The sequence below is a fragment of the uncultured Tateyamaria sp. genome (assembly GCF_947497045.1).
Taxonomy (GTDB): domain Bacteria; phylum Pseudomonadota; class Alphaproteobacteria; order Rhodobacterales; family Rhodobacteraceae; genus Tateyamaria.
The window spans coordinates 36,637-63,185 of record NZ_CANMEU010000007.1 but is presented as its reverse complement, the minus strand read 5'-3'; the positions used below and the strand labels follow the sequence as shown (position 1 = coordinate 63,185).

Below are 26,549 nucleotides of genomic sequence, written 5' to 3'. Positions count from 1 at the left end.
ATGACCGACCAGTTGCCCATGCCCATCACGCCCCCTCTGACGCCCGCGCAAAAAACCCAGGTGCTGAACCTGATCCGCCGCGCCGCCCGGGCCGAGATCATGCCCCGCTTTCGCCGCCTTGATGCGGGTGACATCAACACCAAGCGTGACGAGACCGATCTGGTCACCCAGGCGGACACAGCTGCCGAAGCGATGATCACACGCGGCTTGCAAATGGCCTTTCCCCACGCGCTGGTGATCGGGGAAGAGGCGGTTTCGACCAACCCCAAGCTGCTCGATGGGGTGGGTGAGGCGGAACTGTCCTTCATCATCGACCCCGTGGACGGGACATGGAATTTCGCCAAGGGCATGCCGCTGTTCGGCACGATGGTCGCAGTCTGCCGGTTCGGGCAACCTGTGTTCGGGCTGATCTACGACCCCGTCGGCGATGACGCGATCATGGCCGACAGCACCTCGCCCGCGCTTTGGCAGATGCAATCGGGGCGACAACGGGCCATTCAAACAAGCGCGGCCAAACCACTGGATCAACTTGCCGGATACATGCATATCCGGCTGATGCCGCCCGCACATCGCGCCGTGATGTGGAGCAAGGTCGGCGACATCGCCTTTGTCGGGTCATTGCGCTGTTCGGCGCATGAATATCGCCTTCTGGCGACGGGGGCCGTGGACTTTGTCCTGTCAGGCCACCTCAACAGTTGGGACCATGCGGCAGGTGCGCTGATCTGCCAGCAAGCCGGGGGCAAGACGGCCATGCTGGACGGCAGGGCCTATGACGCAACCGTCTCGACCGGGTATCTGCTGACCGCCTCCTCCCCCGAGGTTTGGGACACCATCGCCACCCATTTCGAAGGGCTCAAGGACAGCGCATGACACCCTGGTTCTTTGGCTATGGCAGCCTCGTCAATCGTGCAACCCAAAGCTATCCACAAACCCAAGCCGCCCGATTGAACGGCTGGCGACGCGTTTGGGTACGCACCGAGGTGCGCGATGTGGTGTTCCTGTCCATCCATCCAAGCCCCGGACACAGCATTGATGGTCTGATCGCCGCGGTCCCAAATGCCGATTGGGCGGCGCTTGATCTGCGTGAAACCGGTTATGCGCGTCGGGATGTCAGCGGGCAGATCACACACAACGCACCGGCCAGCGACATCGCAGCATATCAGGTGCCCGTCCAGGATCAGCGCGTGGGCGGTGCGCACCACATCCTTCTGAGCTATCTTGATGTGGTGGTGCAGGGATTCGCGAACGAGTTCGGGCCCGCCGGGGCCGAAGCATTTTTCGCAACCACAGATGGGTGGGATACGCCGGTGCTGGATGATCGGGCACAACCCCTTTATCCGCGTGCGCAAACCCTCAACCCGCAGGAACGCGCGCTGACGGATCGCCTACTTGCGCAGGTGCAATAGGGACATCAGACGCCCCTCGCGATCAAAGCGGCCACGCACAGCCTGTGGCCCCTCTTGCACGATGACACGGCGGGCAAGTACCCACGCCAAGCCTCCGAACACGACCCCTGCAAGGGATTGGCCAATCAACACACCCGGCGCACCATAAAGATACGCACCCAGCCAAACGAACGGGATGATCGCGACCGTGTTGCGCCCCCAATTCATCCATGTGGAATAAAACGGGTGCCCCAGATTGTTGAAGGCGGCATTGCTGACGAACAGCACCGCATTGAAATAAAACAGCAAAGCGAGGGGGCCACAAAACAGGAACAGCAATTCGCGGGTCACACCGGTCGCCCCAAAAAGGTCGGCGATCAGATCGCGCAGCCCGAACAACGCAAGCGCAATCACCACGATCACACCAGCGGCAAAGATCAGCGCAGCGTTGAACCCGGCCCGAACCCGATCAAAGCGTTGCGCCCCGTAATTCTGGCCAAGGATCGGACCCACAGCACCCGACAGGGCAAACACCACCGCAAACGACACGGGCATCAAGCGCCCCACAATGGCCATCCCCGCCACGGCCTCAAGCCCGTATTGCGCCATGGACCGGGTAACAATCGCCTGCCCCACGGGGGTCGCCAATTGGGTCAGAATCGCAGGGCATCCGATGATCATCATCGGGCGCAGGTCCTGCCACATCGCCGCGGGGTCCGGGCGCGGCAATCCGCCGTGATGGCGATAAATCGGGACCAGGGCGGTCACGCCGATAACGACCCGCGCAGCCACCGACGCCAGCGCTGCTCCAGTCAGATCAAGGCCCAGACCAAAGATCAGGATCGGATCCAGCACCGCATTCATGCCGCCCCCATAGATCGTCGCCATCATCGCGCGACGCGCATCTCCGTGGGCGCGCAGAATGGCACCCCCCATCATGCCGACAACCAGAAACGGCAGAGACGGCACAATGATGCGCAGGTAGGTCTCGGCCAGCGCGGCTGTCTCCGTCTCGGCCCCGATCCAGCGCACGAATGTAGGGATATTCAACCAGACACATAGGGCAAACAGCCCCCCAAACCCGACCCCGTAAATCAGCCCATGGGTGCTGCTGGCCCGCGCGGCATCCTCGTTTCCCGCCCCAAGCGAGCGGGCCACCAGCGCACCCACCGCAATGGCCATGCCGATGGAAAAGGACGTGGTGAAAAACAGGATGGACCCGGCATAGCCGATGGCCGCCGCCAACTCAGCCTTTCCCAACATCGAGATGAAAATCATGTCAATGAAATCGACCAGAAACACCGCCGTGATCCCCACCGCCGAGGTCAGGGACATCACCGTCACATGGCGCAGCAACGAGCCGGACAGGAACTTGGCCCGCCCCTCAGCCACGGGGTCGCTCCGCCTTTGGTCCTGAAAAACTCTCCCCCGAGGGCCGCTGTCGGCGCGCGCGCAGGGGAAGGGACATGATCAGCGTGCCTTTATGACCTGCAACAATGGCATCAGGGCCGCCATATCCGGCCCATGGGCCTGCCCGGTGAGAGCCTTGCGCAACGGCATGAACAATCCGCGCCCCTTGCGGCCCGTGGCCTCTTTGACGGCAGCCGTCCACGTGCCCCATGTATCCGCCGAAAAGGGCGCTTGGGGCAGCATCGTCAGCGCCTCGGCCAAGAACGCCTCGTCCTCGGCATCAATGACAGGCTCTGCTCCATCACGGCACAGCGCCCACCAGGCATCCAGATCATGCAGCGTCTCGATATTGTCGCGCATCACCAGCCAGAACGGCTCGGCCATGTCGGCCGGCACACCCAATACGTCGATCTTGGTCTGCACCGCCGCCATCGGCAGAGATTGCAGATACCGACCAGTCAGCGGAAACAGATCCGCCTCGTCGAATTTGGTGGGGGCAGACCCAAAGCGTTCAATGTCGAACCCATCAATCAGATCCGCCATTTCAGTGCGCAACTCGACAGGGTCGGACGAGCCCAAACGGGCCATCAACGACAACAGCGCCATCGGCTCAACGCCGCGCGCGCGCAAATCGCGCAAGGCAAGCGTGCCAAGACGTTTGGACAGCGCCTCGCCCTGCGGGCCGGTCAACAGGGAATGGTGGGCAAAGCGCGGCGCAGTTCCGCCCAAGGCCTCGATAATCTGGATCTGGGTGGCCGTGTTCGTCACGTGATCGGACCCACGCACCACATCCGTCACGCCCATCTCCATATCATCAACAACAGAGGCAATGGTATAAAGGACCTGACCGTCCTGACGGATCAAAACCGGGTCACTCACGCTGGCCGCATCAATGCTGATATCGCCCAGAATGCCGTCGGTCCATTCAATCCGGGCCTGATCCAGCTTGAAACGCCACACCCCTTGCCCGCGCTCGGCACGCAGGGCGTCGCGTTCGACCTCACTCAGCGCGAGGGCCGCACGATCATACACGGGCGGTTTGCCCATGTTGAGTTGCTTCTTGCGCTTGAGGTCCAGTTCGACCGGTGTTTCGAACGCCTCATAAAAGCGGCCATTGGTGCGCAATGTGTCCGCAGCCGCAGCATAGTGATCAAGCCGGGTCGACTGGCGTTCGACTTTGTCCCAATGCAGGCCCAGCCATTCAAGATCCTGCTTGACGGCATCGACATATTCTTCCTTCGACCGCTCGGGGTCGGTGTCGTCAATACGCAGGATAAAGGTGCCACCGGCCTTGCGCGCGATGAGATAGTTCATCAGCGCCGTGCGCAGGTTCCCGACATGGATGTGTCCAGTGGGTGATGGGGCGAAACGGGTGGTGATCATTTTTTTGCTCTCCGGGCTCTTGTCGCCTGCCTTGTCATAGGGCCGCTGGCTTGTCCAGTTTTGCGCCCTCACGGTGCGGCACGAACAGGCCAATAGGTCGCCAGATCTGCAATACCGGCCTCGATCAACACGACCAGCACATTGGGATCAATGCGATCCAGCCCCGTGATGTAAACGCAGGATTTGCCTTTGGTGTGAGGGCCAAGGCGCGCAAGGATATCGCTGAAATCGGTATAGCCCGGCAGAATATGAATACTCAGCTTGGCGGCGCGTGGGGCAAAGCCGGTGGCGTACCACGTGCCGGACCGCCCCAAGGCATAGGTGTAATCATAGGCACCGTATCCGATGACACCATTTGCCCACATATGCGGATCAAATCCGGTGGCCCGCCGAAACAGTCCGTCCAGGGTGCGCGCCTCGTCCTGGCGGCGCGCGGGTGACAGGTTTTCAAGCCACGCCTGAAACGCAAGGTCGGGGTCGTCGCCCATGAGTGCCCCTCACCGGTCGATAATTTTTACGTGAAAGCCCGTGACAGTTGCAAAATTGGGCTATCTTGAGAGTCTCATATGCAAGGATAGCACCCATGTCCCATTCCTCAAAATTCTCTCGTCGGACCGCCCTATTGGGGGCCGCCGCACTTCCTTTGGCCGCTGCAAGCGTCACCTCTGCCCGTGCCGCAGCCCCGATGCTGGGTGTCGCACAATCCAACTTTCGCCGCGTGAAAGTGGGCAATTTCGAAGTCACCACGTTGTTGGCGGGTACCCGACCTGTCGAAAACCCGCACGACATTTTCGGGATGAACGTCGACAAAGAGACGTTTGATACCGTGTCCGCCGAGGCTGGCCTGTCGACAACCGCCGCCCAGTTCTTTTTCACGCCAACGCTGGTGAACAACGGCTCCGAGCTGGTGCTGTTTGACACGGGCTTGCAAGGTGCGGCCACGGTGCAGGCGATTGAGTCCGCCGGATACACCGCCGATCAGGTCGACAAGGTGGTCCTCACCCACATGCACGGTGATCACATCGGGGGTCTGTCGACCGATGGCACCCCCACCTTCGCCAATGCTGCCTACATCACCGGCAGCACAGAATTTGACGCCTGGGCGAAGGCCGACAACGAAAACTTCGAAGGTAAAGTGCGCCCATTGGCCGAACAGATGACGATGCTGGACGACGGCGGATCACCCGCATCCGGGATCACGGCCATGGCCGCCTTTGGGCATACACCCGGTCACATGACCTATATGGTCGAGGATGGCGGCACGCAGCTGATCATCGGGGCCGACTTTGCCAACCACTATGTCTGGTCGCTGGCCCATCCCGATTGGGAGGTCCGCTTTGACATGGACAAAGAGGCCGCCGCCGTCACGCGCAAACGTCTGCTGGACATGATGGCCGCCGACAAGACGGCCTTTGTCGGGTATCATATGCCATGGCCCGGCATCGGCTATGTCGAAAAGAACGGCGATGGCGGCTATCGATATGCCGCGCACAGCTATCAGTTGATGCTGTAACCGAACGGGGCGGAGGACACCTCCGCCTTACGATATCGTGCATGTAAGGCGGAGGTGTCCTCCGCCTTTTTCGTTTTGACCACTAAGCCGCGAACAGAAAGCTGGGCGGGGGGACTGTTATATCTTCGGGCGCAAGCCCGAGAATATCACGGATCATCCGCGCATCCGACGGTTCCAGTATCCGGCGCGCCGGTTTGTAGACGCGTTGGCGAGGATAGGACCCGCTAAACACCGATGCAAATCTGCGGTAACTTTCAGCCCCCATCACCCCTTCAAGGTCGTCGCCCAGCAACATACTTTCACTGAGGACACCACTGCTGCGGATCACCTCGTGCCGCTCAAGCAGCAGGTGATGGTAGGTGATTCTGCCCGTGCTTTCCCGCGTCACCCCGTGTCCATCAACCAGATGGCGGGCGGCGATCATCACCTGTGACGTCCCGAAATATGCCTCGCATCGCATGTCCGAAATCAGCAGACGGTGCCGGGCAGAGACCCGGACGGGCACCGTCGCACCAAGCGTTCCTGTTCGGATCGTCACGGGGGCGGCCCGGCCCATCCCCGGCACATTCGACCGGGCCATCCACAACAGCGGCTGCGGGCCACTGTCACGGGTTTGGATCAACACCCCCGGTTTCAGATCCTCAACCCGTTGCGGTCCTGCAAAGGTGTCAATCAGGGATCCCTCTGCAAAGCACGCAAACCGATGGTTTTCCTCACCCTGGCAGGTGCAATAAAATCCGGTGGACCGACCCGCAGCCTTATGCGCCTCATGCCACCCGGTCAGATCAAAGTCCGGGGTCCACACGACTCGCATGACGGTGCCTTGCGGCTTTGTCCCCTCAAACACAATCGCGCCCACACGTCCCGGTCGCATCTCTCTTTGGATCACCACCGTATCCTCGAGGACTGCACGGTTGAATGTCAGCGCATATCTGTCACCCAGACGAAACTGCCCACTGTCATCCTCCCCGTGCGGGGTGATCACCAGGTTGCGACTGCCCGACATCCGCTCGTCAAACACAGCTGTCCCGTCCGCAGCGGACGAATCCCACCCGGTCGCAGTTCCAAACTCAGAATCCTCGGCATAAAACGTCGTCGGCATACGTCCCCCTTCACGGGATCCTGCATGCAGCAAATATCCTGACGCGCCCTTAAATGCGGACCGGGCCTTGCAAAAAAGTCAGCGCAATTTTCCGCAAATCAACTGGGATCGCGCCAGCGATTGACGATTGGATATCGTCGATCCAACCAGAACGCCCGCTTGGTCAACCGTGCGCCGGGGGCGGATTGAAAGCGTTTGTATTCGCTGAGATAAATCAGCTTTTCAATCTTGCGCGCGACATCCCGATCAAACCCGACTGCGACGCAATCGGCAATCGACCCGTCCTGATCCACCAGGATCTCCAGTAGCGAGTCCAGTTCGGGATAGTCCGGCAAGCTATCGCTGTCTTTCTGGTCATCGCGCAATTCGGCAGAGGGCGGTTTGGTGATGATCCGGTCGGGAATAACCTCGCCCCCATTGCCCCTCATCCAGTCGCGCAGATTGGCATTGCGCCAGCGGCAGGTCTCGAACACGCGGGTCTTGTAAAGGTCCTTGATCGGGTTATAGCCGCCCGCCATATCCCCGTAGATCGTCGCATAGCCCACCGCGACTTCGGACTTGTTGCCCGTGGTCAGCAGCATCTCGCCAAACTTGTTGGACAGCGCCATCAGCAACAGGCCACGAATGCGGCTTTGCACGTTTTCCTCGGTCAGCCCTTCATCGAGGCCCTCAAACAGCGGGGCAAGGGTGTCGGTCACAGCCGCGCGGGTCTGGGTGATGGGCACATAGTCATACCGGCAACCCAACGCTTTGGCGCAGGCCTCTGCATCCTCAAGCGAATGGGGCGAGGTATATTCCGAGGGCAACATCACGCAGCGCACGTTGTCGGGGCCAAGGGCGTCCGCCGCAATGGTCGCCACAAGCGCACTGTCCACCCCGCCCGACATGCCCAGCAACACCTTCTTGAACCCGGTCTTGGCGCAATAATCGCGCAAAGAGGTGACCATGACGCGGTAGTCCTGCTCCCACTCGTCGGCATGGTGGGTCTTGGGGCCGTCCACAACACGCCACCCTTCAGGGCCCCGCTCAAGATCGACATGGGCGACAACCTCGTCAAACACCGGCAGCTGCACCGCCAACTGGCCACCCGGGTTCAGCGCAAAACTGCCCCCGTCAAAGACCTGATCGTCCTGCCCCCCCACCATGTTCAGATAGATCAGCGGCAAACCGGTTTCGACGACACGGGCCACCATATGGTTCAGACGGGTTTCGAACTTGTCGCGGTAATAGGGTGAGCCGTTCGGCACGAGCAAAAACTCCGCGCCCGTTTCTTCCAGCGTTTCGGCCACGTCACCATGCCACGCATCCTCGCATATGGGGCTACCGACGCGGGTGTTGCCCACGGAATAAGGGCCACCCAAAGGCCCGGCATCGAAGATACGGACCTCATCAAACACTGTTTCATTGGGCAAATGGTGTTTGAGCACACGGCTCGCGATCTTGCCGCCCTTGCAAATCAGGTAGGCATTGAACAACTCCGCGCCTTCGGCCCAAGGGCACCCAATCGCGAGGGCGGGGCCATCCGCGCAAGTCACCGCCAGATCCTCGACCGCCTGCATGGCGGCGGTGAAAAAGGCCGGTTTGCGCACCAGATCCTGCGCATTGTAGCCAGTGATGAACATCTCGGGCAACGCGACCAGATCAGCACCGGCATCACGGCCCGCTTCCCATGCGGCGCGCGCTTTGACGGCATTGCCCTCAATATCGCCCACGGTCGGGTTCAACTGGCCCAACGTAATGCGGAATGTCTCAGCCATATAGGGCGCTCCTTCACCGTTGCGGGTGATGTAGCAGAAAGCGGGGCCAAGGAAACCCAACATGCGCACACAGCACACCCCTGTTGAAAACCTCACAGGGCAAAGCCAAAAGGCAGGGGACTGGCCCACCCCGACCAGAGCTGCGCCGCCCAACACCATTTGGTTAACCCCATTGCCCCCTGCCGCGCCCTGTCTTACGCTTTGGCGGGCTTGGCCATGGGTGGGCAAGCTGACCTAACTCCAAGGGGTACTCCATGTCGTTGCACAGCCTGATCTTCGGCCTTGTTCTGGTTCCAGCCCTCGCCAGCGGCGCGCTGGCCCAATCAGGGAACGTGCAGACCAAACAATATGACGATGGCGGCATCTATGAGGGCGCGTTTCGTGGTGGGCTGCAACATGGTCAGGGCACGTACCGGCTGCCCAACGGATACGAATATTCCGGCGAATGGGTGGACGGGGAAATCAAGGGCGAAGGCACCGCACGCTTTCCCAATGGCTCGGTCTATCAGGGCAACTTCTCCAAGGGCAAACCGGACGGGTTTGGCAAAATCACCTTCGCCGATGGCGGCACCTATGAGGGCGAATGGGAGGCAGGCGCGATCGTTGGCGAAGGCGTCGCGCTTTATGCCAACGGGGTGCGCTATGAGGGGCAGTTTCGCAATGCCAAGCACCACGGCAAAGGCGTGATGCAAAGCCCAGGGGGGTACGAGTACAAAGGCGACTGGATCGACGGGATCAAGCAGGGCATCGGCGTGATCACCTACCCGGATGGGGCAGTCTATGACGGGCAGATCGAAGCGGGCAAACGCGAGGGCAACGGCACGCTGACCATGCCGGACGGCCTTGTCTATGTGGGCCTGTGGGAGGACGGGCAGATCGACGGTACAGGCACCCTGACCCAACCCAATGGAGACGTCTACGAAGGCAATCTCGTTGAAGGCCGCCGCGAAGGCAAAGGCCGGGTCACCTATGCCAACGGTGACGTCTACGAAGGGCAATTCGCAGACGATCGCCGCCACGGCCAAGGCACCTTTATCGGCAATGATGGCTATACCTATATCGGGCAGTGGGCCGAGGGGCAGATTGATGGCGCAGGCCGCGTCACCTACCCCGACGGCGCCGTCTATGAGGGGACGTTCGAGGATGATCTGGCCAACGGAAAGGGCAAAATCACCTATACCGATGGCTCGACCTATGAAGGGGATTGGGTCGCAGGGGTGATCGAAGGCACCGGGCGCGCCGCCTATCCCAACGGCGTTGTCTATGAGGGCGGCTTCAAGAACGCGCGCAACCACGGCGCAGGCGTAATGACCTACGCAGATGGATACCGTTACGAGGGCAACTGGCTGGACGGGCAACGCCATGGCACGGGCACCGCAACCTATCCCGATGGCACCACCTATGTCGGGCAGTTCGAAGCCGGACAGCGCCACGGCACAGGTAAGATCGAGATGGCATCCGGCTTCATCTATGAAGGCCAATGGGAACGCGGCGAGATCGACGGGCAGGGCATCGCCACCTACGCCAACGGCGACATCTACGAAGGCACCTTCAAGAACGGCAAACGCCAGGGCGTCGGCACCATGCGCTATGCCACGGGCGAAGAGGCCACCGGCGAATGGGAGAGCGGCGCGCTCAACGACGAAAGCTGAGGGTGATGCGGCATCTGATCTGGATACTGTGCCTGATCGCCGGGCCGGCCCTTGCGGACTGGACTTACGCACCCACATGGACGGACCCGTTTGACAGCTATGACACACGCGCAGCGACCACTACAAACGCGGATGGGTATCAACTGCACCTCTATCGCAACCCTGTCGGACGGGTCTATGCGCTGATCTCTTTGCCCGAGGGTGCCACCGATCTGGCCACGACCGGAGCGATTGCCACATTGACCCCCGAAGGCGCTGACCCCAAGCCCATTGAGGCCCGCGATGAACGGGGCCGGGTTGTGGAATATGCGCTGAGCAACGGACGCCAAATGCGCGACCGGCTCTGGCACGGCGAAGGGCAAGCGCCCGCATTCGGCACCTTCCACGACATTCTCGAAGCGCCCACCCTATCCGTGACACTCACGCAGGCGGACGACACCCAAGTCACGACATCCTGGGCCATGGCCGGGGCCGAACAGGCCGTTGCCCAGGCGCTTGGGATTTCGATGAACGGCACACCTGCCGGGGCCGAGTGGGAGGATGCGGCCTCCCAAGCATTGCTGGCTGCGATGACGGCCTGTCAGCTCCCCAAGCTGGATGTGGAATGCGTGCAGAAAGTGTCGACATGCAGCGCCAAAATTAGCGAAACGCGCGACATTGAAGGTTTCGAGAGCTGCGTGGCGCAAGACCAATAGGGACCAGACTCTCAGGGGTTCAGGTCACGCAAACAGCGCCTAAACCACCTCGCCTGCCTCCATCCGTTTCAAAAACGCATCGGCCTCTTGCACCACAGTCGCGCGTTTCTCATCACCCATCCGGTCCCACGTACGGTACATGTTGCCCATGCGCGCATTGTTTGAAAACCGATCCCGATGCCTATCCAGGAAATGCCAATAAAGCAGGTTGAACGGGCACGCCCCCTCGCCCGTCTTGACGCTCACCTTATAGGCGCACCCTTTGCAGTAATTCGACATGCGATTGATGTAAGCCCCTGAACTCACATAGGGTTTTGAGGCAATCACGCCCCCATCCGCAAATTGCGACATGCCCACGACATTAGGGGCCTCGACCCACTCAAACGCATCCGCATATACGGCCAGATACCACTCCGACACCTGCCCCGGATCAAGTCCGGCCAGCAGCGCAAAGTTGCCCGTGATCATCAGACGCTGGATATGGTGGGCATAGGCCTCGGCCCCCGTCTGTTCGACGGCTTTGGACACACAGCGCATCCGGGTCTCGGACCCCCAGAAAAACGCGGGCAGATCACGGGTGTGACCCAACCCGTTGCGGCCCGCATAGCCTGGCCCCTCGTGAAAATAGATCCCGCGCACATATTCGCGCCAACCAATGACCTGACGAATGAACCCTTCGGCCGCGTTGATGGGCACATCCCCCGCCTTCCACGCGTCCTCAACGGCGTGGCACACCTCAAGCGGGTCAAGCAGACCGATGTTGAGATAGGGCGACACCAGCGCGTGATAGAGGAACCGATTGTCCGCCAGCATCGCATCCTGAAAATCGCCGAACTTGGCCAGCCCGTGTTTCACAAAATGCGCCAGGGCGCGGCGGGCCTGACCATGATCCGTGGCAAACCAAAACGGGCGCACGTCGCCAAAGTGGTTGCCAAAACGACGTTCGACCAGATCAAGAACGTCCTCAACCACATCATCAGGCGTGAATTGCATCGGCCCGGAAAAATCGACGTCATCCGGCGCAGGTTTGCGGTTGTCATGGTCGTAATTCCACTTGCCGCCCGCTGGCTCATCACCCTCCATCAACAGACCCGTCTCGCGGCGCATCTCGCGATAGAAATACTCCATCCGCAGTGCCTTGCGCCCCTGTGCCCAGCCCTCGAACATCGCATGAGAAGCGATGAAACGGTCGTCTTCCAGCATCGTCAGCGACAAGGGCGCATCCTCAAGCGCTGTGATCAACCGAAACTCACCGGGCTTTGTGGCAATGACAGCGCTCGCCCCGAACTGATCGGCGCGCCGGATCAGCTCCCCCACGATGGACCCGGTATTGTCGGTATCGTCCAACTCGGTATAGGCAACCTGCCAGCCTTCATCGCGCAAACGTGCTGCAAACTTGCGCATGGCGGCCAATACCAGCACGATCTTTTTGGGGTGGTGGGGCACATAGCTGCCCTCCTCGGCAACTTCGGCCATGACGACGACATCCGCGTCCTTGTCCGCTGCCGTCAGTGCGGCCACATCCATACTCAACTGGTCCCCAAGAACCAGGATCAACCGGCTCACCACGCCAACTCCGCCCCGGAATAGTCAAAGAAGCCACCCGTTTGCGCGGGGCCAAGCCCGTCCATCACCCCGATCAGGTTCTGTGCCGCCTCAGCGGCAGGCACCGAAGGATGGCGGGCCAGATATTTCTCGGTAAACGGGGTTTCCACAGTGCCCGGGTGCAGGGCGACAACAGCGGCGCCCTTGTGCGTGCGGGCCAACTCAACTGCGGCAGTGCGCACAATCTGGTTCACTGCCGCCTTGGCACTGCGATAACTGATCCAGCCCCCAATGCGGTTGTCCCCAATCGACCCGACACGGGCAGATAACACCGCAAACACGCAACGGCGGTCCCGGTACAGCAACGCATGGGCATAAGACAATACCAGTGCAGGCCCGATGGCATTCAAAGCAAACTGATCCGCCATCGCATGCGGATCCAACCCCTTGATGGTCTTCTCAGGGGCCGCCCCGGAAATCTCCAACGCGCCGGTCGCAACGATCACGCGCTCATACGGACCACGCCCCGACAAATGCTGCGCAACCGACCCGGCATCCGTCACATCAAACCCGTCACCCGAACGCGACAGGCGGTCCACCTGCGCACCACGCGCAGCAAACCCATCTGCCAAAGCGGACCCAATGCCGCCCGACGCCCCAATAATCAAAACACTGCTCATCAAGGCCAAACTAGATGGCATTCACGATCCATCAACTTCATCTTGCCAAAAAAACTCCCCCCGGAGGGCCGGACAGCCACGCACCTCAACGCTCATATTTCAGTCTTCCCATTTGAGACAACCGCGATATAACTATGGCGATGACACGAGCCACACATACTCAAACACAGCACCCCTCCGGTGCAATCTCGCGTGGCCTGCTGCTCCTAATTCGCCTCTGAGCGCAGCCCGTCGGCGCGCCCGCTCAGAGGATAGCATGCGCGTCACAAGGCTTCAGGATCAGATCAAAAGAGATACCACCATGACACAAGATAAAGTCGTAATTTTCGACACAACATTGCGCGACGGCGAACAATCCCCCGGTGCCACGATGACGCATACGGAAAAGCTGGAAATCGCAGGGCTGCTCGATGATATGGGCGTCGATATCATCGAGGCCGGATTTCCCATCGCCTCGGACGGGGATTTCAACGCCGTCTCAGAAATCGCCAAGAACGCCAGCAATTCGGTGATTTGCGGGTTGGCCCGCGCGCAGATCGGCGACATCGATCGCTGTTTTGAGGCCGTCAAACACGCGCGCCAACCGCGCATTCACACGTTCATCGGCACCTCGCCACTGCACCGCGCCATTCCGAACCTCACCAAGGATGAAATGGCCGAACGTATCGAACAGACGGTGACCCATGCGCGCAACCTCTGCGACAACGTGCAGTGGTCACCGATGGATGCAACCCGTACCGAACTCGACTATCTCTACCGCGTGGTCGAAATCGCGATCAAGGCGGGGGCAACCACGATCAACATCCCCGACACTGTCGGCTACACAGCCCCCCGCGAAAGCGCGGACCTGATCCGCAAGCTGCTCGAAAACGTACCCGGTGCCGACGAGATCATCTTTGCGACCCACTGTCACAACGATCTTGGCATGGCGACCGCCAACTCATTGGCCGCCGTGGAGGCGGGCGCGCGCCAGATTGAATGTACGATCAACGGTCTTGGCGAACGGGCAGGCAATACGGCGCTCGAAGAGGTGGTGATGGCCCTCAAGGTGCGTAACGATATCATGCCCTACCAAACGGGCATCGACTCCACAAAGATTATGAACATCTCTCGCCGTGTGGCGACCGTCAGCGGCTTTCCGGTACAGTTCAACAAGGCCATCGTAGGCAAGAACGCCTTTGCCCACGAATCCGGGATCCATCAGGACGGCATGCTCAAGAACGCCGAGACGTTTGAGATCATGCGCCCCGAAGATGTAGGCCTGTCCGCCACCAACCTCGTGATGGGCAAGCATTCCGGGCGCGCCGCCTTGCGCGACAAGCTCGAACAATTGGGATTTGAGGTCGGTGACAACCAGCTCAAGGACGTGTTCGTGCGCTTCAAGGCACTCGCGGACCGCAAGAAAGAGATTTTTGACGATGACCTGGTCGCGCTCATGCGCACCTCAACCGACCCCGAGGATGAACGGCTCAAGATCGAGAAGCTCGCCGTGCGCTGCGGCACCGACGGGCCACAGGTGGCCGACCTCGTGATGACCATCGATGGTGAACGCCAGATGACGACCCAAACCGGCGACGGCCCGGTCGATGCGACGTTCAACGCGGTTAAGGCGCTGTTCCCGCACGAGGCCCGGTTGCAGCTTTATCAAGTGCACGCAGTGACCGAAGGCACAGATGCCCAGGCCACCGTGAGCGTACGGATGGAGGAGGACGGGCGGATCGTAACGGGGCAATCCGCCGACACCGACACGGTTGTGGCCTCCGCGCGGGCCTATGTGCACGCGTTGAACCGCCTGCTTGTGCGCCGCGAAAAGTCCGGCAGCGACAAGGCCGAAATCAGCTACAAAGACGTCAGTTGAACGCCGTAGGGTGGGCGATATCGCCCACCCTACCTCAATTCATCCGCTCGTGCCGTCCGCGTCAAATATCAGACGCAAGGTCACAGGTGCTGTACGCACGATGTTGGGCAGGCTCGCCAGCTCCATCAGCTTGTCCACGCCTGCCTCGATCCCGGCATCGACAGTGGACAGGAACATCATGCTGTCGGTCGTGACCATTACTTTGTCCTCGGTCAGGCGCATCACGAACATGTCGCCATAAAGCGGGACCTCGACACCCAGCAATTCCAACGTGCCCTCGACCTCCATCACGGTGCTGTCGCCCACAGGCATCTTATCGAGCGCCGCCATGTCGACCTGCGCCGAAATCGCAGCGCCAGGCGCGTTCTTGAACACATGTTCGATCATGCGTTCATTGCGAATGTCGATGTTTGTCTCGACCGACGACAGATCAACGCCAAGGCGAACCGTGCCATCCTCGGCCACACTGCCATCCATGGACCCAAAGCTGTGGACCTCGCCGGTGTCGTTGAACTTGATCGAGCCAAAGGCAAGCTGCGAGGCCGCCCCATCCAGTGTCCAGGTGCCCGCCTGCGCAGCAGTCACACTCAGCGCAAGGCCGACGCCCATGGCTGCAATCCGTTTGAAAAACATATCATTCTCCCAAAAATCCAAAAGCCGCGCGTGCGGCGCGATCTGAACCCAACTAACAACTCAGGTTTGAATTTTATTCGAAGTGTCCCGAAAGTTTTTCCACATCCCTGCAGCATGCGGCAGAACCTCGCCACTTTCGTGCAGATTGGGGCCTTTCGCCCCTGCACAGGCGGGCCTATAAGGCGGTCGGTCTGCGCCTCGTGTCGAGTCGCGGACCCAATTTCATTTTGGGCCGGACCTTGTTGGGGTCAGGCGCGGGCTAGGTGGGCAGAATGTCAGTATTCGGAAATCTGGGTGGGCTTTTTTCATCCGACATGGCGATTGATCTCGGCACCGCCAACACACTGGTCTACGTCAAAGGCAAAGGCGTGGTTCTGTCCGAACCCTCCGTCGTGGCCTACCACATCAAGGACGGCGTCAAGAAGGTGCTGGCCGTAGGCGAGGACGCCAAGCTGATGCTGGGCCGCACCCCCGGCTCCATTGAGGCGATCCGGCCCATGCGCGAAGGTGTCATTGCCGACTTCGACACTGCCGAAGAGATGATCAAGCACTTCATCCGCAAGGTCCACAAACGTTCGACGTTCTCGAAACCCAAGATCATCGTCTGTGTGCCTCATGGCGCGACTCCGGTCGAAAAACGGGCCATTCGCCAGTCGGTTCTGTCCGCGGGTGCGCGGCGCGCGGGCCTGATCGCGGAACCCATCGCAGCGGCCATCGGCGCAGGCATGCCCATCACCGACCCCACGGGCAACATGGTTGTCGACATCGGCGGCGGAACCACCGAGGTGGCGGTGCTGTCCCTTGGCGACATCGTCTATGCCCGTTCGGTCCGCGTCGGGGGCGACCGCATGGACGAGGCGATCATTTCCTATCTGCGCCGCCAGCAAAACCTTCTGGTGGGTGAAACCACCGCCGAGCGGATCAAGACCTCCATCGGCACCGCACGCATGCCCGATGACGGGCGCGGCACCTCGATGCAGATCCGGGGCCGTGACCTGCTGAACGGTGTGCCCAAGGAAATCGAAGTAACCCAGGCCCAGATCGCCGAGGCACTGGCCGAACCCGTACAGCAAATCTGCGAAGCGGTGATGACGGCGCTGGAAACCACACCACCCGATCTGGCCGCCGACATCGTGGACCGGGGCGTGATGCTGACGGGCGGTGGTGCCCTGCTTGGCGATCTTGATCTGGCCTTGCGCGAACAGACAGGTCTGGCGGTGTCTATCGCGGACGAGTCGCTGAACTGTGTGGCCCTTGGCACCGGCAAGGCGCTGGAATACGAAAAGCAACTGCGTCACGCGATTGATTACGACAGCTAAGCCCGCTTGATCGCTGCAACAAAGTGTTGACTTGCCCCGCACGGGCAAATGTCGGACCATCCCGAAATGTGACCAAAGTGAGGTAAAGCCGCCTTGGCCAAGGACCGTGCACAAGTCGACTATACTGGCCCGCTTCGGCGGCTTGTTCTGGCTGTGCTGGTGTTGGTGCTGGCGGGCATTTTCCTGCTCTGGCGGATTGACAGCCCTCGGGTCGAGCGGTTCCGCGCACAGGTGACCGACACCATCGTGCCCAATATGGACTGGGCCATGGCCCCGATCACCGGCACCATCAATCTGGCCCGCGATTTCCAAAGCTATCGGCGGATCGCTGAACAAAACACCGAATTGCGTCGCGAGTTGCGCCAGATGCAGGCGTGGAAAGAGGCGGCGCTCCAGCTTGAGCAGGAAAACGCACGCCTGCTGGATCTGAACAATGTGCGGCTCGACCCGCGCCTGACCTATATCACCGGAGTGGTTCTGGCCGATTCCGGGTCACCGTTCCGCCAATCCGTGCTGCTGAATGTGGGCGCACGTGATGGCATCGTTGAAGGATGGGCGACTATGGACGGGATCGGCCTTGTGGGCCGGATTTCCGGCGTGGCGCAAAATACGGCGCGGGTGATCCTTGCCACGGACGCCTCAAGCCGCATTCCAGCGATCATCCAACCCTCCGGCCAAAAGACGATTGTGGCGGGCGACAACTCTGCCGCACCGCCCCTCGATTTTCTGGAGAACCGCGAACTGGTGCGTCCCGGCGACCGGGTCGTGACCAGCGGTGACGGGGGCGTCTTTCCCGCAGGGCTGCTGATCGGTCAGGTGGCCGCTGATCCGGGTGGACGCTTGCGCGTGCGGCTCGCGGCGGACTATGAACGGCTCGAATTCCTCCGGGTGCTGCGCCACTACGGAAACGAGCCGGTGTCTGACACCAACGACGTGCTGCAACCTGCCGCCCTTTTGGCACCGGAGGTCAGCGAATGAGCGACCTCGCCCCTTCCCGTCTTTGGACCATGCGTGCAGCCTTTGCAGCATTGGTTCTGTCGATCCTGTTCTTTCGTCTGCTGCCATTGCAGACCTCTGCCGGGGGGCTGATCTGGCCTGACCTGCCGCTGGCCTTTGCGCTGGCGTGGTCGGTGCGGCGCCCCGAATACGTGCCGACTGTCTTGCTGGCCCTCGCCTTTCTGCTGGCTGATCTGCTGTTGCAACGGCCGCCCGGGCTGTGGGCGCTGCTGGCCCTGATCGCCTGTGAACAGGTGAAGCTGCAATCACGGGCGTTGCGCGATTCAACCTTTGCCGCCGAGATGGTGGCTGTGGCGGCGTGGATTGTGGGTGTGGGCCTCGCCTACCGGATCATCCTCGCGATCCTGCTGGTCAATGTACCGCCCTTCGGGCTGGACGTGATCCAGACCGGGGTGACGGTCATGGCCTATCCGCTGGTTGTTGCAATAACACATCTGGTCATGGGGGTGCGCAAGGCCACGCCCAATGATGTCGGTGGCAAGGGGGTCCGCTCGTGAAACGTCCACGCATCGATGTTGAGGCCAACCACAAACTGATCTCGCGTCGCGCCGCCATTCTGGGCGGGGTACAATTGGCGTTCGTGGGTGCCCTGGGTGCGCGGATGCAATTCCTGCAAGTCGATCAGGCCGACCAATTCCGCCTGCTCGCCGAAGAAAACCGGATCAACATCCGCATCATTCCGCCCGCACGCGGCGAAATCTTTGACCGCAATGGCGTGGCGCTGGCGCGCAATGTGCCGAGTTATCGGATCGTCATCGTGCGCGAGGATGCGGGTGACGTCGAGGACGTGATCGCGCGGCTTGGCAAGATCGTCCCCCTCGACGGGGACGAGGTCGAGCGCGCCCTGGCCGAGATGAAACGCTCGGCCCCGTTCCTACCCATCACCTTCGCAGATGAGGTCACGTGGGATGACCTCAGCCGGGTCAGCGTGAACGCCCCCGCCCTGCCGGGTGTCACCCCCGAGGTGGGTCTGAGCCGTGTCTATCCGTTCGGGTCCGATTATGCCCACGTCTTGGGCTATGTGGGACCCGTCAGCGACTACGACCTCGACAAGCTCGAGGATCCGGATCAATTGCTGCGCATCCCCCGCTTTCAGATCGGCAAGGTCGGGGTGGAGGCCAAGGCCGAAGCACCCCTGCGCGGCAAAGGTGGGGCCAAACGGGTCGAGGTGAATGCCACAGGCCGGGTCATGCGCGAACTTGACCGACGCGAAGGCACCGCCGGGTCCGATCTGCAACTGACCGTCGATTCCAAACTGCAAAGCTATGTGCAGGCCCGCCTGAACGGCGAAAGTGCATCGGCCGTCGTCATGGATGTGACAAACGGTGATCTGCTGTCGATTGCATCTGCGCCCACCTTTGATCCCAACCTGTTCGTGCGCGGAATTTCGACAACAGATTACAGCGCGCTGACCAACAACAAATACCGCCCGCTCGCCTCAAAATCCGTGCAGGGCACCTACCCGCCCGGCTCGACATTCAAGATGATCACAGCCATGGCCGCACTTGAGGAAGGGCTGATCGGACCGGATGAGACGGTCTATTGTCCGGGGCATCTTGAGGTTGCGGGCCGTCGGTTCCACTGCTGGAAACGGGCCGGGCACGGCTGGGTCGATCTGCAAAACTCGTTGAAACAGTCCTGCGACGTCTACTATTACGACCTCGCACTGAAGGTGGGCATCGAAAAGATTACGGCGATGGCCAACCGGTTCGGGCTGGGGGAACGACACGATGTGCCGATGTCCGCCGTGGCGCAGGGGCTGACCCCCACAAAGGCGTGGAAGGCCAGCACGCACGGACAGGATTGGGTGATCGGGGACACGGTCAACGCCTCGATTGGGCAGGGGTTCATGCTGGCTTCCCCCTTGCAACTGGCCGTGATGGCCGCGCGTCTGGCCTCTGGAAATACCGTGACACCGCGCCTGATCAAATCCATCGACGGGATCGAACAACCTTCGGGCGGGGGGGTCAGCATGGGGATGAACGAAAACAACCTGCGCAAGATGCGCCGGGCCATGTTCGAGGTCGTGAACGACCGACGCGGCACAGCCTATGGCAGTCGGATTATCGATGACGCAATGCGCATGGCCGGCAAGACGGGCACAAGTCAGGTGCGCAACATCACCGCCGCTGAACGGCGCGCCGGCGTAATCCGCAACGAGGACCTGCCGTGGGAGCGGCGCGACCATGCGCTGTTTGTGAACTTTGCACCCTACGACAATCCGAAATACGCGGTGGCCGTGGTGGTGGAACATGGTGGTGGCGGATCAAAGGCCGCCGCGCCCATTGCGCGCGACGTGACCTTGCAGGCTCTTTCGGGGGGTGATCCATCGCTTGACGCATATCCCACAAAGGATCGTGACCGCATCAAGGAACAGCAGCGGGTGCTGCGCGGGATTGAACCGCTTGCCAATGTCTCGGGCAAGGATCAGGCATGAGTTATCTTGAGTATAACGCCAAGTATGTCCCCACGGGGCTGCGCAAGATCCTATATGTGAACTGGCCGCTGGCGTTGTTGCTGGCGGCTGTTGCGGGCGTCGGGTTTCTGATGCTGTATTCGGTCGCGGGGGGGTCATTCTCGCCCTGGGCCGAGCCACAGATAAAGCGGTTTGCCGTCGGTTTCGCACTGATGATGATGGTGGCGATGGTGCCTGCGTGGTTCTGGCGCAACATGGCAAGCGTCGCCTATCTGGCCTCGCTGGCGCTGCTGCTGGCGGTCGAATTCTTCGGCTCGGTCGGGATGGGCGCGCAGCGTTGGATCGATCTGGGGTTCATGCGTCTGCAACCCTCGGAGCTGATGAAAGTCACGCTGGTGCTGATGCTGGCGGCCTATTACGACTGGTTGCCATCACATCGCAAATCGCGGCCCATCTGGGTTTTGCTGCCTGTCATTCTGATCCTGATCCCGACGGCCCTCGTGCTGCGTCAACCCGACCTGGGCACCTCGATCCTGTTGCTGGCGGCAGGGGGTGGGCTGATGTTCCTGGCGGGCGTGCATTGGGCGTATTTCGCCGCAGTGATTGCGGCCGGGGTCGGGCTGGTCACGACCGTGTTTCAGTCGCGGGGCGAAAGCTGGCAACTGCTCAAGGACTATCAATACCGCCGGATCGACACGTTTCTGGACCCCTCCTCGGATCCGCTTGGGGCGGGGTATCACATCACCCAATCCAAGATCGCGCTTGGATCGGGGGGATGGACCGGGCGCGGGTTCATGCAAGGGACGCAATCGCGGCTGAATTTCCTGCCCGAAAAGCACACCGATTTCATCTTTACCACGCTGGCCGAGGAGTTCGGGTTCATCGGCGCGTTTTCCCTGCTGGCGCTTTACACGCTGATCATCGTGTTTTGTGTGGCTTCGGCGCTGGCGAACAAGGATCGGTTCTCGTCCCTGCTGACGCTTGGAATTGCGCTGAACTTCTTTCTGTTCTTCGCGGTGAACATGTCGATGGTCATGGGACTGGCCCCGGTGGTTGGGGTGCCGTTGCCGCTGGTCAGTTATGGCGGATCGGCAATGCTGGTCCTGATGCTGGCCTTTGGCCTGGCGCAAAGCGCCCATGTGCATCGCCCCCGCTAGACGCATCTTTTCGGAGACACCTGCCCCATGACCGTCAATGTCCTTTTCGCGGCCACTGAAAACCGGTGGGCGGAGTATGAAGCACCCTTGCGCGACGCCATATCCGCCGCAGGCATCAACGCACATATCACCACAGATATCGCACCCGATCAGGTCGATTATATCGTCTATGCCCCAAACTCCAAACTGCAAGACTTCGCGCCCTATACCCGCGCCAAGGCGGTCTTGAACCTGTGGGCGGGGGTTGAGGCGATTGTGGGTAATCCAACCCTGCACCTGCCCCTGTGCCGGATGGTCGATCCCGCACTGACCCAAGGGATGGTGGAATGGGTCACCGGGCACATCCTGCGGCTGCACTTGGGAATGGATGCGCATATCGGGGCCGTCCCCGGCACGTGGACCCCCCAAGCGCCACCGCTGGCATTTGACACAAGGATCAGCGTTCTTGGCCTGGGCACGTTGGGCACCGCCTGCGCACTGGCGCTCAGCGCGTTGGGGTTTGACGTGGCCGGGTGGAGCAGATCGCAAAAGCAGATCGAGGGGATCACATGCCTGTCCGGCGCTGAGGGACTGGATGCCGCACTGGCACGGGCGGATTACTGCGTGCTGCTGTTGCCCAAAACGCCCAAGACCGAAAACACGATCAATGCGCGCACGCTGGCGTTGATGCCCAAGGGCGCGCGCATTCTGAACCCCGGACGCGGGCCGTTGATTGACGATGCGGCCCTGCGCGCGGCCCTGGACGCCGGGCACATTGATCACGCCACGCTGGATGTGTTCCGCGTCGAACCGCTGCCCCCCGATGATCCCTATTGGGTGCATCCACAGGTTACCGTCACGCCCCACATCGCCTCAGAAACCCGCGCGGCCTATTCGGCCAAGACGGTGGCTGAAAACATCAGACGCGGCGAGGCAGGCGATCCCTTTCTGCATCTCGTCGACCGCGACGCAGGATACTAAAGTTACAAAACGCTCACGTCCAGTTGTTTTGTACCATTCGGTTCCATACCCTATGTGTTGGTCATCAGGCATCCACGCCGACCAACCCCAGGGATAAGGAAACCCGCCAAATGTTCCGCTTTATGACCCAAAAGATGCACGCCTATATCGACTATCCCGTGGCCCTTGGCCTGATTGTCATGCCCTTTGTTCTGGGTATCGGCATGACAAATGCGTGGGCCTTTGCCCTGTCGGTTTTCACAGGGATTGCAGCCCTTGTACTGACGGCACTGACCAACCACGAAACCGGGCTCATGCCGGTCCTGCCCTACAAATCCCACCTCGCAATCGATGCAATTGTGGGTGTCACATTCGTCGCTGCACCGTTCCTGTTCGGGTTCACAGGCCTTGACGCCCTGTATTTCTGGGTTCTGGGTGCCACCGTTCTGGTTGTTGTCGGCGCACATGATGCAGACTCGACCCCAACGATGATCCAACCCGCCGAGTAGATCTTTGGGCTGGTGGTTTTCAGGCCGCCAACCCCCTGCCTTTCAGCAAGGCCTCGACCCCAGGCAGACGCCCTCGAAATGCGGTATAGAGTTCCGCCGCATCCACACTCCCCCCAGTACTGAGGATGTGCGTTTCGAGAGCCTTGGCCCGTTCTTCATCGAACGGGCCAGTTGCGTCCTCAAAGGCCGCAAACGCATCCGCATCCATCACCTCGGACCACATGTAACTGTAGTAGCCTGACGAATATCCGTCACCCGCAAACACATGCGCAAAGTGTGGCGTGGCATGGCGCATACTGATCGCGGCAGGCATGCCCAAATCGGCCAGGACCTCGGCCTGCTTGGCCATCGGATCAGCCGGAGCGTCCCCATCATGGAACGCCAGATCGACCATGGCAGAGGCGACATATTCAACCGTCTGGAATCCCATATCATAGGTCGCTGCCGCCAGCACATTGTCCAGCAACGTTTGCGGAATCGCCTCGCCCGTCTCGGCATGGACCGCAAACTCACGCAGCACTTCGGGCACATCCAGCCAATGTTCATAAAGCTGACTGGGCAACTCGACGAAATCACGCGCCACCGAGGTGCCACTGACCGACTCGTAGGTCACATTCGACAACATCTGATGCAGCGCGTGGCCGAATTCGTGAAACAAGGTGCGTGCATCATCGTATGACAGCAGTGCAGGATCCCCCTTGGCAAAGTTGCACACGTTGATGACGACCGGGGCCTGCACCTCGGGGAATTTTGCCTGCGCGCGCATCGCCGAACACCACGCGCCCGACCGCTTGGATCCGCGTGCGAAATAATCCCCGATGAACACAGCGATGTGCGCGCCATCGCGGGTCACTTCCCATGCCCGGCAATCTGCGTGATAGAGCGGAATATCCAGCGGCTTGAACGCCAGCCCGAACAATCGGGAGGCACAGGAAAACGACGCCTCGATCATGCGATCAAGCTGGAAGTACGGCTTGATTTCGGCCTCATCCAGATCATGCAACTGCTTGCGGCGACGTTCCGAGTAGAACCGCCAATCCCAAGGGGCAAGTGCGCCGTTGACCCCATCGGCCTGCATCATCTGCTCAAGCGCCCACGCATCCGCGTCCGCATGCGCCTTGGCCGGTTCCCACACGGCCGTCAGCAAGTCGCGCACCGCCTCCGGGGTTTTGGCCATTTCAGTTTCCAGCTTGTAGGCGGCGAAACTATCATAACCGAGCAGCTTGGCCCGTTCCTCGCGCAGGGCCAGTATTTCGGCGGCAATCGCGCGGTTGTCCGTCTCGCCCCCATTCGCGCCTCGCGCGATCCACGCCTTGTAGGCGATCTCGCGCAGGTCCCGCCGGGTCGAAAACTGCAAAAACGGCACGATCAATGACCGTGACAGAGTAACAACGGGGCCATCCACTCCCTTCTCGGTGCCAGCAGCTCGCGCGGTGCTGACCACAAAGTCGGGCAGGCCCGCCAGATCACCCTCGCTCAGTTCCATAAACCAATCACGTTCGTCTTTGAGGAGGTTTTGAGTAAAGGACGTGCCCAATTCAGCCAGCCGCCCCTTGATCACCTTCATCCGCGCCTCTTCGGCACCATCAAGTGCTGCGCCGGAGCGGACGAACCCACGATGGGTCAGCATCAAAACGCGCGCCTGTTCAAGGGTCAGATCAAGAATGGCACGCGCCTCATACACTGCCGCCACACGGCCAAACAGCGCCTTGTTCCCGGAAATCTCGGCAAAATGCGCCGCCAGTTTGGGCGAGAAATCACGCTGCAACGCTTCGCGTGCAGGGTTACTGTCCGCCCCCGCCACGGTGTAGAATGTGCCCAAAACCTTGTCCAAATCACGGCCCACAGCCTCAAGCGCCTCGATCGTGTTGGCGAAATCGGGGGCCGCGGCATTGCCCGCAATGGCATCAATTTCGGCCCTGTGATTGGCCAGAGCAACGTCCAAAGCCGGCGCAAAATCCGCATCCGAAATCCGATCAAAGGGGGCGATCTGAAACGCCGTGTCCCAGTCTTGCAAAAGCACGTTGGTCATTGTGTCGTCTCCTTTGGAAGGGTGTGAGGGGCGCATGTCTTGCATGCGGGGTTGCGGGTCAGGGCGATCTTGCGGCTTTCGCCGTAAAGGGCGTCGTAAATGACCATTTCACCGCGCAAGGGGGTACCTGCGCCGGTGATAATCTTGATCGCCTCAACGGCCATCATCGACCCCACCACGCCCGGCAAGGGGCCGATCACGCCGGCCTCTGCACAACTGGGGGCCAGCTCGGGCGCAGGCGGTGTCGGGAATATACACGCATAGCAAGGCGCGTCGCAGGCCGGATCAAAAACACTCACCTGCCCTTCCCACTGTGTCAAAGCGCCTGAAATCAATGGCAGGCCCGCGCGAAAGGCGGCGGCATTCACCAGATAACGGGTGTCGAAATTGTCGGTCCCGTCAATCACCAGATCATAGTCGGCAACCAGATCATCCGCGATACCCGTATCCAGACGGCGGTGATAGGGGCGCACCGTGACAAAGGGGTTCTGGGCCTGCATCATCGCTTGCGCCGAAAAAACCTTGGGCATCCCGATATGGGCATCGGTGTGAATGACCTGCCGTTGGAGGTTGGCGTTTTCAACGATATCATCATCAATCACGCCAATGGTTCCGACCCCGGCTGCGGCCAGATATTGCAGCACGGGAGAGCCAAGCCCACCGGCACCAACCACCAGAACCGACGCATCGCGCAACGCCTTTTGTCCCTGCCCGCCTACCTCGCGCAGGACGATATGGCGGGCATAGCGGTTCAGCTCCGTGTCACTGAACGTGCCTGGATCACGTTGTGAGGCCGCGGCAGCGGGGACGGGTTGCGCACGCCCGCGTAACCAGCGCAGCCCCATCCGATAGGCCAGCACGATCAGCGCAAATCCACCTAGGATCAGCCAGAACGCAGGACTTTCCCCCGTCGCCATTCGCACCGGATGCAACGGCGGCAGCGCAACCTGCAAGGCCAACACAACAACATAAAGAAGGGCGATCATCGTCCAGCGGGCCTGACGGCGCACGCGCATCGCAGCCCCACCCCCCCAAAGCATCGCCGCCAAGGCAAAGACCAAAAGCATCAGGCGCGCCCCGTCGAGCCAAAGCCACCCACGCCGCGTGCAGTGTCCGCCAACGTCTCAACCGTCTCGAAATCAGCCTGCACGACGGGTGCGATCACCATCTGCGCAATGCGCATGCCATGGGTCACCTCGAACGCAACATCCGATGTGTTCAAAACGATCACCCCAACCTCGCCGCGATAGTCGCTGTCAATGGTGCCGGGGCTGTTGACCAATGCTATCCCGTGTTTGAGGGCCAGACCGGATCGGGGACGCACCTGCACCTCAAACCCATGGGGAATGGCCATCGCGAGCCCCGTGGGGATCAACGCCCGCGCACTGGGATCAAGCACAAAACCTGCACGGTCGGGAAAATTCGCACGCAGGTCCGCACCCGCCGCACCAGAGGTCGCGTAGGCGGGCAACTCAATCTCCGGGTCCGAGCCCGGCACCCGCATCAGTTTCAATGCAATCTGATCCATCTTCATCTTGCCAAATAAA

The 26,549-nt window shown here is 60.8% G+C and carries 24 protein-coding genes; 13 read left to right on the top strand and 11 right to left on the bottom strand.

Annotated elements, in window-relative coordinates; all coding sequences use genetic code 11:
- Positions 1–870, top strand: a complete 870-nt coding sequence (locus Q0859_RS14460; RefSeq protein WP_299152214.1) for an inositol monophosphatase — start codon at positions 1–3, stop codon at positions 868–870.
- Positions 867–1,406, top strand: coding sequence for a gamma-glutamylcyclotransferase family protein (locus Q0859_RS14455; RefSeq protein ID WP_299152213.1), 540 nt, complete (start codon positions 867–869; stop codon positions 1,404–1,406). Before Q0859_RS14460 ends, Q0859_RS14455 begins: the two co-directional genes overlap by 4 nt.
- Here the strand turns inward: Q0859_RS14455 and Q0859_RS14450 are convergent.
- The 3 genes from Q0859_RS14450 to Q0859_RS14440 all read right to left on the bottom strand — a co-directional run bounded on the left by Q0859_RS14450 (position 1,386) and on the right by Q0859_RS14440 (position 4,666).
- Positions 1,386–2,777: an MATE family efflux transporter gene (locus Q0859_RS14450; RefSeq protein WP_299152211.1), complete on the bottom strand. Its 1,392-nt coding sequence runs from the start codon at positions 2,775–2,777 to the stop codon at positions 1,386–1,388. The two genes, Q0859_RS14455 and Q0859_RS14450, sit on opposite strands and share 21 nt — an antisense overlap.
- A 78-nt stretch (positions 2,778–2,855) precedes the next feature.
- Positions 2,856–4,178 (bottom strand): glutamate--tRNA ligase, encoded by a 1,323-nt coding sequence (gltX, locus tag Q0859_RS14445; RefSeq protein WP_299152208.1) that lies wholly within the window; start codon positions 4,176–4,178, stop codon positions 2,856–2,858.
- A gap of 68 nt (positions 4,179–4,246) precedes the next feature.
- Positions 4,247–4,666 (bottom strand): DUF1801 domain-containing protein, encoded by a 420-nt coding sequence (locus tag Q0859_RS14440; protein WP_299152206.1) that lies wholly within the window; start codon positions 4,664–4,666, stop codon positions 4,247–4,249.
- Between the two features lie 95 nt (positions 4,667–4,761).
- Between Q0859_RS14440 and Q0859_RS14435 the strand changes: the two genes are divergently transcribed.
- Positions 4,762–5,691, top strand: a complete 930-nt coding sequence (locus tag Q0859_RS14435) for an MBL fold metallo-hydrolase (RefSeq protein WP_299152205.1) — start codon at positions 4,762–4,764, stop codon at positions 5,689–5,691.
- Between the two features lie 82 nt (positions 5,692–5,773).
- On the opposite strand, the gene Q0859_RS14430 is transcribed toward Q0859_RS14435, so the two are convergent.
- Positions 5,774–6,793 carry a Hint domain-containing protein gene (locus Q0859_RS14430; RefSeq protein WP_299152203.1) on the bottom strand — a complete coding sequence of 340 codons (1,020 nt, stop codon included), beginning with the start codon at positions 6,791–6,793 and terminating at the stop codon, positions 5,774–5,776.
- A gap of 98 nt (positions 6,794–6,891) precedes the next feature.
- Positions 6,892–8,550 (bottom strand): NAD+ synthase, encoded by a 1,659-nt coding sequence (locus tag Q0859_RS14425; RefSeq protein ID WP_299152202.1) that lies wholly within the window; start codon positions 8,548–8,550, stop codon positions 6,892–6,894.
- Between the two features lie 254 nt (positions 8,551–8,804).
- Here Q0859_RS14425 and Q0859_RS14420 point away from each other — a divergent pair, with 254 nt between their 5' ends.
- Together Q0859_RS14420 and Q0859_RS14415 are read left to right on the top strand one after the other, a co-directional pair.
- Positions 8,805–10,202 (top strand): 2-isopropylmalate synthase, encoded by a 1,398-nt coding sequence (locus Q0859_RS14420; RefSeq protein ID WP_299152201.1) that lies wholly within the window; start codon positions 8,805–8,807, stop codon positions 10,200–10,202.
- 5 nt (positions 10,203–10,207) lie between these two features.
- Positions 10,208–10,897: a hypothetical protein gene (locus tag Q0859_RS14415; protein ID WP_299152200.1), complete on the top strand. Its 690-nt coding sequence runs from the start codon at positions 10,208–10,210 to the stop codon at positions 10,895–10,897.
- 39 nt (positions 10,898–10,936) lie between these two features.
- Here Q0859_RS14415 and Q0859_RS14410 read toward each other — a convergent pair whose 3' ends face one another.
- Positions 10,937–12,463 (bottom strand): cryptochrome/photolyase family protein, encoded by a 1,527-nt coding sequence (locus tag Q0859_RS14410; RefSeq protein WP_299152199.1) that lies wholly within the window; start codon positions 12,461–12,463, stop codon positions 10,937–10,939.
- Complete coding sequence (locus Q0859_RS14405; protein WP_299152198.1) at positions 12,460–13,122, bottom strand: SDR family NAD(P)-dependent oxidoreductase; 663 nt, start codon at positions 13,120–13,122, stop codon at positions 12,460–12,462. Before Q0859_RS14405 ends, Q0859_RS14410 begins: the two co-directional genes overlap by 4 nt.
- Positions 13,123–13,423: 301 nt before the next feature.
- Here Q0859_RS14405 and Q0859_RS14400 point away from each other — a divergent pair, with 301 nt between their 5' ends.
- On the top strand, positions 13,424–14,980 hold the full coding sequence (locus Q0859_RS14400; protein ID WP_299152197.1) for a 2-isopropylmalate synthase: 1,557 nt from the start codon (positions 13,424–13,426) through the stop codon (positions 14,978–14,980).
- Positions 14,981–15,019: 39 nt separating this feature from the next.
- Here Q0859_RS14400 and Q0859_RS14395 read toward each other — a convergent pair whose 3' ends face one another.
- On the bottom strand, positions 15,020–15,613 hold the full coding sequence (locus Q0859_RS14395; protein ID WP_299152196.1) for a YceI family protein: 594 nt from the start codon (positions 15,611–15,613) through the stop codon (positions 15,020–15,022).
- Between the two features lie 272 nt (positions 15,614–15,885).
- Between Q0859_RS14395 and Q0859_RS14390 the strand changes: the two genes are divergently transcribed.
- The 7 genes from Q0859_RS14390 (at position 15,886) to Q0859_RS14360 (ending at position 22,970) form a co-directional block, all read left to right on the top strand.
- Positions 15,886–16,932: a rod shape-determining protein gene (locus Q0859_RS14390; RefSeq protein ID WP_299152195.1), complete on the top strand. Its 1,047-nt coding sequence runs from the start codon at positions 15,886–15,888 to the stop codon at positions 16,930–16,932.
- A gap of 93 nt (positions 16,933–17,025) precedes the next feature.
- Entirely contained in the window at positions 17,026–17,910 is an 885-nt protein-coding gene (gene mreC, locus Q0859_RS14385; protein WP_299152194.1) for a rod shape-determining protein MreC, read from the top strand.
- Positions 17,907–18,446, top strand: coding sequence for a rod shape-determining protein MreD (locus Q0859_RS14380; protein ID WP_299152193.1), 540 nt, complete (start codon positions 17,907–17,909; stop codon positions 18,444–18,446). The genes mreC and Q0859_RS14380 overlap by 4 nt, the downstream gene beginning before the upstream one ends.
- Positions 18,443–20,386 carry a penicillin-binding protein 2 gene (gene mrdA / locus Q0859_RS14375; protein WP_299152192.1) on the top strand — a complete coding sequence of 648 codons (1,944 nt, stop codon included), beginning with the start codon at positions 18,443–18,445 and terminating at the stop codon, positions 20,384–20,386. The genes Q0859_RS14380 and mrdA overlap by 4 nt, the downstream gene beginning before the upstream one ends.
- Positions 20,383–21,522, top strand: coding sequence for a rod shape-determining protein RodA (gene rodA, locus Q0859_RS14370; RefSeq protein ID WP_299152191.1), 1,140 nt, complete (start codon positions 20,383–20,385; stop codon positions 21,520–21,522). The genes mrdA and rodA overlap by 4 nt, the downstream gene beginning before the upstream one ends.
- 27 nt (positions 21,523–21,549) lie before the next feature.
- Positions 21,550–22,482 carry a glyoxylate/hydroxypyruvate reductase A gene (locus Q0859_RS14365; RefSeq protein ID WP_299152190.1) on the top strand — a complete coding sequence of 311 codons (933 nt, stop codon included), beginning with the start codon at positions 21,550–21,552 and terminating at the stop codon, positions 22,480–22,482.
- Positions 22,483–22,592: 110 nt separating this feature from the next.
- On the top strand, positions 22,593–22,970 hold the full coding sequence (locus Q0859_RS14360) for a hypothetical protein (RefSeq protein ID WP_299152189.1): 378 nt from the start codon (positions 22,593–22,595) through the stop codon (positions 22,968–22,970).
- Positions 22,971–22,989: 19 nt separating this feature from the next.
- Here the strand turns inward: Q0859_RS14360 and Q0859_RS14355 are convergent, their stop codons facing one another.
- The 3 genes from Q0859_RS14355 to dut are packed head-to-tail and all read right to left on the bottom strand — an operon-like array spanning position 22,990 to position 26,530.
- Positions 22,990–25,002 (bottom strand): M3 family metallopeptidase, encoded by a 2,013-nt coding sequence (locus tag Q0859_RS14355; RefSeq protein WP_299152188.1) that lies wholly within the window; start codon positions 25,000–25,002, stop codon positions 22,990–22,992.
- Positions 24,999–26,069: a molybdopterin-synthase adenylyltransferase MoeB gene (moeB, locus tag Q0859_RS14350; RefSeq protein ID WP_299152187.1), complete on the bottom strand. Its 1,071-nt coding sequence runs from the start codon at positions 26,067–26,069 to the stop codon at positions 24,999–25,001. Before moeB ends, Q0859_RS14355 begins: the two co-directional genes overlap by 4 nt.
- Entirely contained in the window at positions 26,069–26,530 is a 462-nt protein-coding gene (dut, locus tag Q0859_RS14345; RefSeq protein ID WP_299152186.1) for a dUTP diphosphatase, read from the bottom strand. Before dut ends, moeB begins: the two co-directional genes overlap by 1 nt.
- Positions 26,531–26,549: the final 19 nt, after the last annotated feature.

Coding starts and splice junctions, on each gene's coding strand:
- Q0859_RS14355 (WP_299152188.1), bottom strand. CDS start 25,002: ATGACCAACGTGCTTTTGCAAGACTGGGACACGGCGTTTCAGATCGCC.
- Q0859_RS14365 (WP_299152190.1), top strand. CDS start 21,550: ATGACCGTCAATGTCCTTTTCGCGGCCACTGAAAACCGGTGGGCGGAG.
- Q0859_RS14440 (WP_299152206.1), bottom strand. CDS start 4,666: ATGGGCGACGACCCCGACCTTGCGTTTCAGGCGTGGCTTGAAAACCTG.
- Q0859_RS14455 (WP_299152213.1), top strand. CDS start 867: ATGACACCCTGGTTCTTTGGCTATGGCAGCCTCGTCAATCGTGCAACC.
- Q0859_RS14390 (WP_299152195.1), top strand. CDS start 15,886: ATGTCAGTATTCGGAAATCTGGGTGGGCTTTTTTCATCCGACATGGCG.
- Q0859_RS14430 (WP_299152203.1), bottom strand. CDS start 6,793: ATGCCGACGACGTTTTATGCCGAGGATTCTGAGTTTGGAACTGCGACC.
- Q0859_RS14395 (WP_299152196.1), bottom strand. CDS start 15,613: ATGTTTTTCAAACGGATTGCAGCCATGGGCGTCGGCCTTGCGCTGAGT.
- Q0859_RS14405 (WP_299152198.1), bottom strand. CDS start 13,122: ATGAGCAGTGTTTTGATTATTGGGGCGTCGGGCGGCATTGGGTCCGCT.
- moeB (WP_299152187.1), bottom strand. CDS start 26,069: ATGCTTTTGGTCTTTGCCTTGGCGGCGATGCTTTGGGGGGGTGGGGCT.
- rodA (WP_299152191.1), top strand. CDS start 20,383: ATGAGTTATCTTGAGTATAACGCCAAGTATGTCCCCACGGGGCTGCGC.
- Q0859_RS14435 (WP_299152205.1), top strand. CDS start 4,762: ATGTCCCATTCCTCAAAATTCTCTCGTCGGACCGCCCTATTGGGGGCC.
- Q0859_RS14460 (WP_299152214.1), top strand. CDS start 1: ATGACCGACCAGTTGCCCATGCCCATCACGCCCCCTCTGACGCCCGCG.
- Q0859_RS14420 (WP_299152201.1), top strand. CDS start 8,805: ATGTCGTTGCACAGCCTGATCTTCGGCCTTGTTCTGGTTCCAGCCCTC.
- dut (WP_299152186.1), bottom strand. CDS start 26,530: ATGGATCAGATTGCATTGAAACTGATGCGGGTGCCGGGCTCGGACCCG.
- Q0859_RS14400 (WP_299152197.1), top strand. CDS start 13,424: ATGACACAAGATAAAGTCGTAATTTTCGACACAACATTGCGCGACGGC.
- Q0859_RS14425 (WP_299152202.1), bottom strand. CDS start 8,550: ATGGCTGAGACATTCCGCATTACGTTGGGCCAGTTGAACCCGACCGTG.
- Q0859_RS14415 (WP_299152200.1), top strand. CDS start 10,208: ATGCGGCATCTGATCTGGATACTGTGCCTGATCGCCGGGCCGGCCCTT.
- Q0859_RS14380 (WP_299152193.1), top strand. CDS start 17,907: ATGAGCGACCTCGCCCCTTCCCGTCTTTGGACCATGCGTGCAGCCTTT.
- gltX (WP_299152208.1), bottom strand. CDS start 4,178: ATGATCACCACCCGTTTCGCCCCATCACCCACTGGACACATCCATGTC.
- Q0859_RS14360 (WP_299152189.1), top strand. CDS start 22,593: ATGTTCCGCTTTATGACCCAAAAGATGCACGCCTATATCGACTATCCC.